The organism is Polaromonas sp. P1_G1, from assembly GCF_056405595.1.
In genome coordinates this window covers 1-5,536 of the sequence record NZ_JBFUBU010000091.1, presented here as the reverse complement: position 1 = coordinate 5,536, position 5,536 = coordinate 1, and the positions used below count along the sequence as shown (strand labels likewise).

Below are 5,536 nucleotides of genomic sequence, written 5' to 3'. Positions count from 1 at the left end.
GGGCCGGCGTTGTCTGAGCGAAGCGAGTTTAGCCGGACCCCGCTTGGCTCGAGCACCGCAGGTTGCCCGTAGCGAAGCGTAGGGACCCAGACTGCGGGTCGCCKTTCTTTTGCTTACTTTTCTTTGGCGAAGCAAAGAAAAGTGAGTCGACGCCGGGCGACCCCGGCCAGCAACCCTCAGCAGCGAGCGCGCCCGCCGGAGCAAGACCCGGGGCAAGACCCGGTCATGCTTTTTAACCCTATCAGCTAGTCACCAAGCCATATTGCGCATTCCTGACAGCCAGGAGAAGCTACGGCTCACTATGAAAAGAAGACAACTGACCGCGGCCGCAGTCCTGGCCGCACTCCTCCCTGGGGCAGGACGGGCCCAGTCCTTCCCGTCGAAACCGATCCGCATCGTCGTGCCTTTCGGGGCCGGGGGCATCGCCGACCTGACGGCGCGGGTGGTCGCGCAGAAGCTGGGCGAAGGCCTGCGCCAGAGCGTGATCGTGGACAACAAGCCCGGCGCGGGCGGGATTGTGGCGGGCGAGGCCGTGGCCAAGGCCGCGCCGGACGGGCATACCCTGCTGCTGATGAGCAACGGCACCGCCGTGAGCGCCGGGCTGTTCAAGTCGCTGCCTTTCGACGCGCAAAAGGATTTCGCGCCGGTGGCGACGCTGGGTTTCTTCGACCTCGCGCTGATCAGCGCCGCCAACGGACGCTTCCAGTCGCTGCCGGAGATGCTGGCCTATGCGAAAGCGAACCCGGGCAAGCTCAATGTGGCGACCATCAACATCGGCAGCACCCAGCACCTGACGGCGGAGCTGCTCAAAACCAGCGCGGGCGTGGATTTCCAGGTCGTGCCCTTCAACGGCTCGCCGGCGGTGATCACGGCGCTGCGCGGCGGGCAGGTCGACGTGGCGATTGAAATCCTCGGGCCGATGATGGGGCAGATCAGCGCCAAAACCCTGCGCCCGCTGGCGGTGATGGGCTTCAAGCGCGCGCCCGGCCTGCCCACCGTGCCCACGGTACGCGAAGGCGGCGTCAGCGGTTTTAACGTCGCGTCGTGGAACGCGCTGGCGGCGCCGGCCAACACGCCGCCCGAGGTCATCGCGCTGCTGAACCGCGAGATCGGCAAGGCGCTGGCCAGCGCCGACCTGCGCAAGCAGCTTGCCGAACTCAACGTCTCGCCCGCGGGCGGCCCGCCCGAACAGCTGCGCGATCTCCTGGCTTCGGAGATCAAGCGCTGGTCGGACGTGATCGCCCGCGCGAACGTGCCGCGCCAGTAGCCCCTAGCCCCAACAGCCCTCACCGGCGAAACGGCCGGTGCAGCCGCCGCATGGATGGAGCGGCGACATCGTCCAACGATTTCACAACAACCGGAGGAGACCATGAAGATGAAGATGAAGCAACACGCCCTGGCAGCCGCAGCCCTGTGCGCTGCCCTGCCCGCGATGGCGCAGGACTCGGTGACCTTTTACGGGATCATCGACACGGCGGTGCGCACGCAGACCGGCCTGACCGCCGGCTATGCGCGGTCGCCGCTCAACAGCACCGTGGTCGCCAGCGGCGTGGGCCCGACCAGCCGCTGGGGCCTGCGCGGCTCGGAGGACTTGGGCGGTGGCCTGCGCGCGACCTTCAACCTGGAGGGCGGTATCAACGTCGACACCGGCGCCCAGGCCAACGCCACGACGCTTTTTGACCGCGCTTCAGTCGTCGGCCTGGCGGGCAACTGGGGCGGCATCACGGCGGGCCGGCAGAACACGCTGATTGCCGACTCGGCCGGCGTGACGGACCCGATAGGCCTGCGCTTCGCCAGCCTGAACCCCAACATCCAGAACGTGAGCCTGACCGGCCACCAGCTCGGCGTGGAGTATGGCGCGACAGGCTCCACGGCCTCATCCAACCGGGTCAACAACTCGGCCAAGTACTCGCTGCCCATAGGCAACTTTGTCGCTCGGGCGATGGTCAGCATGGGCGAGGTGGCGGGCTCGTCGACCAAACAGCGCACCGCCGGCCTGGGCGCCGACTACATCACACCGGCGCTGACCGTCACCACGGCCTACACACGCTACAAGGACGCCAACGACCGCGACCTGACGGCCGCGAACGCAGGCGTGAGCTGGCTCGCCCTGCCCTCGCTGCGCCTGATGGCCAACTACGGCTACAACAGCGGCATGACCTCGGCAACGGCCGAGTCGACGAATCGCGTCAAGGTCATAGGCCTGAACTACGCGATCACCCCCGCGATCGACCTGCTGGCCGGCTACTACAAGGTGGACCGCCACCGCACGGCCCAGGCCGACGACGGCTTCAAGCGTTTTCTGGCTTTTGTCGAGTACAAGTTCTCCAAGCGCAGCAAGGTCTATCTTGAGCTGGACAACACCAAGTGGAAGGGTGACTACCTGGGTGCGGGAAATAAGTCGACATCCACCGGCCTTAGCCTCGGCATCACGCACGCCTTTTAACTGAGAGCCACTCAAAAAGCCCTCCTGGCGTTGTTGCAGCCGCCTTGCCGTGCTGGAGCACTGTCTGCGGCGTCGCGCCTAGCCAGGACCGCTTCGCTGGGCTTTGTGAGCGGCTTTGAGCAGCCGGCTGCGCCGGCTGCATTTTCAGAGAGCTCGCTCGCCCCAATACAAACGCATCGGGTTATCCACCAGCAGCTTTTGCTGCAGCTCCCGCGTCACCGCGATCTGTGGAATGAAGTCGACCAGCAGGCCGTCGTCGGGCATGTGGTCTTTGAGGTTGGGGTGCGGCCAGTCGGTGCCCCAAAGCACGCGGTCGGGGAAGGACTCGACGATGCGCCGCGCGAAGGGCACGACGTCGCGATAGGGATGGCCTTCGCCATGGAGGGCCGGCGGGCCGGCGACGCTCAGGCGTTCGGGGCAGCTGACCTTGGACCAGACGTTGCTGTGCTCGCGCATCAACTTCAGGAAGAGTTCAAACTCGGCGCCGTCCACCGGCTTGCCCACGTCGGGCCGGCCCACGTGGTCTACCACGACAATGCTGGGCAGCGCGGTGAAGAAGTCCCACAGCTCGGGCAGATCGACCGCCTCGAAATACACCACCACATGCCAGCCCAGCGGCGCGATGCGCGCGGCGATCTCCATGAGTTCGTCGCGGGGCGTGAAGTCCACCAGGCGTTTGACAAAATTAAAGCGCACGCCGCGCACGCCGGCGGCATGCATGGAGTGCAGCTGCTGGTCCGTCACATCGCGCCTCACGGTGGCCACGCCGCGCGCGCGGCCGTTCGACGCGGCGAGCGCGTCCAGCAAGGCGCTGTTGTCCGCGCCGTGGCAGGTGGCCTGCACGATCACGTTTTTGTCAAAGCCGAGGTGGTCGCGCAGCGCGAACAGCTGCTCCTTGCTGGCATCGCAGGGCGTGTATTTGCGCCCCGCCGCATAAGGAAAGGTGTCGCCGGGCCCGAAGACATGGCAATGCGCATCGACGCTGCCGGGCGGGAGCGCAAAGCGCGGCTTGCTGGGACCGCTGTACCAGTCCAGCCAGCCGGGTTTCTTGGTGAAATTTCCAGTCGTGGGTTTGCTCATGCTGCTCACAGTCAGGCCGGGTCCATGCCGTGGCGGGACTTGGCGGGGGCGGCCTCGGGCGAAGCCATAAAGGCCAGCAGTTCCGCCGCTATGCGGGGCTGCGCCGCCGCGCGGCAGATACCGGCCGAGAAAGTGGTGGTGATCTGGACGGCCGCGGGCAAAGGGCCGATGAGGTCTATGCCTTCGAGGTGCATGAGCTCGCTCAGCTGCTGGAAACCCAGCGCCACCTCGCCGCGCGCGACCAGGGCGCCGACCGGCACGCCGGGCGGCGCCTGCACGATGCGGCCTTTGAGTTCATCGTCTATTCCCCAGCGCTCGAACAGCTTGATGAGCGCGACGCCGCTGGGCCCAGTCGAATAGCCGATGCGGGGGGCGGAGAGCACGGCGTGCTTCAAGGCGTCTTCGGACGAGATATCGGGTTGGGCCTCGCCGTGCCGCACAGCCGCCGCGACGCCGGAATGCACCAGGTCGACCTTGCTGCCCGGCATGAGATGCCCGCCCGCAATCAACTTGTCGATGGCGTCCGAGGCCAGCACCACAAAGTCGAAAGCCTCGCCGGCCTGTACGCGGGCCGCCGCATCAACACCGCCCACCGACTCGATGCGAGCCGTGACGCCGCTGCGATGCTCATACGCGGCCGCGAGTTCGGCCAGCAGCGGGCGGGTGGCCATGGAGGAGATTCCCAGGAGCGCGACAGTCATAAGAGCCTGTGATTGTGCGGGCATACGCGGCGCGAGGGAACTGCCGCGGCCTGCTAGCAGATAGAACAAACTGCTATATCTCCCGCAGGCGATATGTCATACTTTCGTATGGACCTGAAACAGCTGGAGTACTTCGTTCGCGTGGCCGAGGTCGGCAGTTTCACGCGCGCCGCGAATGCGCTCAACATCGCGCAGCCGGCCTTGAGCCGGCAGATCCGGCTGCTGGAAGTGGAGCTGCACCAGAACCTGCTGACACGCAACGGCCGCGGCGCCACGCCCACCGAGGCGGGCAAGCTGCTGCTGGAGCACGGCCGCGGCATCCTGCACCAGGTCTCGCGCGCCAAGGAAGAGCTGGGCCGCGTGCGCGGCGCGCTGGCCGGGCGCGTGGCCATCGGCATGCCGCCCAGTGTCTCGAAAATCGTGGCGGTGCCGCTGATCCGCGAATTCCGCAAGACCATGCCGGACGCTACGCTGTCCATCATGGAAGGGCTGTCGGTGGCCATGCACGAGGCCCTGCTGACGGGCCGGCTCGACATCGCCCTGCTGTACAACGCGACGCCCTCGCCCGGCATCGAGCTCACGCCCCTGGTCGACGAGCCGCTGTTCCTGGTCGAACGGCTCACCGGCAAGGCGCCGGCAAAACCCAAACCCGTGGCCCTGCGCGACCTCGCGGATTTTCCACTGGTGATCCCGAGCCGACCGAATGCGATCCGCATGCAGGTCGAGACGGAACTCGCGGCCGTGGGCCAGCGCCCCGACGTGGTGCTGGAGATCGACGGCGTGGCCACCATCCTGGACCTGGTGCAGGACGGCGCGGGCTGCGCCATCCTGAGCCGCAACGCAGTCTCGACCTCGGCCCACCCGAAAGCCTTCACCTGCCGGCCCATCACCGGCCCGGCCCTGCGCAGCAAGCTCATGAGCGCGATGAGTTCGCAGCGGCCCGCGACGCTGACGCAGAAGGCCATCCTGCAGCTGATCCAGCAGATGGCGCCGCGGCTGCTGGTGTCGGCCTAAAGACTGAACTAGTCGATCAGCACCGACACGCTCGCCCATTTCTCGCGGATGGGCAACGCACGCGCGAGGAAGTGCAGGGGCTGGTGGGGTTGTGTTGACGCCCGGTCTTGCTCCGGCTTGCGCGCCTGTGCCCTCTGCATAGGGTGGCTGGCCGGGGGTTGCCCGGCAGCAAGTAACTTTCTTTTGCTTCGCCAAAAGAAAGTCACCAAAGAAAAGGCGACCCGCAGTCTGGGTCCCTACGCTTCGCTTCGGGCAACCTGCGGTGCTCGAGCCAAGCGGGGTCCGGCTAAACTCG

6 protein-coding genes are annotated in these 5,536 nt (G+C 66.6%); 3 read left to right on the top strand and 3 right to left on the bottom strand.

All coding sequences use genetic code 11. The annotated features are described in order from the left end of the window. Positions 1-301: 301 nt before the first annotated feature. Both AC1D1Y_RS25600 and AC1D1Y_RS25595 read left to right on the top strand, forming a co-directional pair. Positions 302-1,267, top strand: a complete 966-nt coding sequence (locus tag AC1D1Y_RS25600) for a Bug family tripartite tricarboxylate transporter substrate binding protein (protein WP_477684828.1) — start codon at positions 302-304, stop codon at positions 1,265-1,267. A gap of 102 nt (positions 1,268-1,369) precedes the next feature. Continuing rightward, positions 1,370-2,446, top strand: coding sequence for a porin (locus AC1D1Y_RS25595; RefSeq protein WP_477684827.1), 1,077 nt, complete (start codon positions 1,370-1,372; stop codon positions 2,444-2,446). A 144-nt stretch (positions 2,447-2,590) separates the two neighbouring features. On the opposite strand, the gene AC1D1Y_RS25590 is transcribed toward AC1D1Y_RS25595, so the two are convergent. Both AC1D1Y_RS25590 and AC1D1Y_RS25585 read right to left on the bottom strand, forming a co-directional pair. After that, positions 2,591-3,526 (bottom strand): amidohydrolase family protein, encoded by a 936-nt coding sequence (locus AC1D1Y_RS25590; RefSeq protein ID WP_477684826.1) that lies wholly within the window; start codon positions 3,524-3,526, stop codon positions 2,591-2,593. Positions 3,527-3,537: 11 nt separating this feature from the next. Beyond that, positions 3,538-4,227, bottom strand: coding sequence for a substrate-binding domain-containing protein (locus AC1D1Y_RS25585; RefSeq protein WP_477684825.1), 690 nt, complete (start codon positions 4,225-4,227; stop codon positions 3,538-3,540). Between the two features lie 108 nt (positions 4,228-4,335). Here AC1D1Y_RS25585 and AC1D1Y_RS25580 point away from each other — a divergent pair, with 108 nt between their 5' ends. Next, positions 4,336-5,241 (top strand): LysR substrate-binding domain-containing protein, encoded by a 906-nt coding sequence (locus AC1D1Y_RS25580; RefSeq protein WP_477684829.1) that lies wholly within the window; start codon positions 4,336-4,338, stop codon positions 5,239-5,241. An 8-nt stretch (positions 5,242-5,249) separates the two neighbouring features. Here AC1D1Y_RS25580 and AC1D1Y_RS25575 read toward each other — a convergent pair whose 3' ends face one another. Next, positions 5,250-5,381, bottom strand: coding sequence for a hypothetical protein (locus AC1D1Y_RS25575; RefSeq protein ID WP_477684824.1), 132 nt, complete (start codon positions 5,379-5,381; stop codon positions 5,250-5,252). Positions 5,382-5,536: the final 155 nt, after the last annotated feature.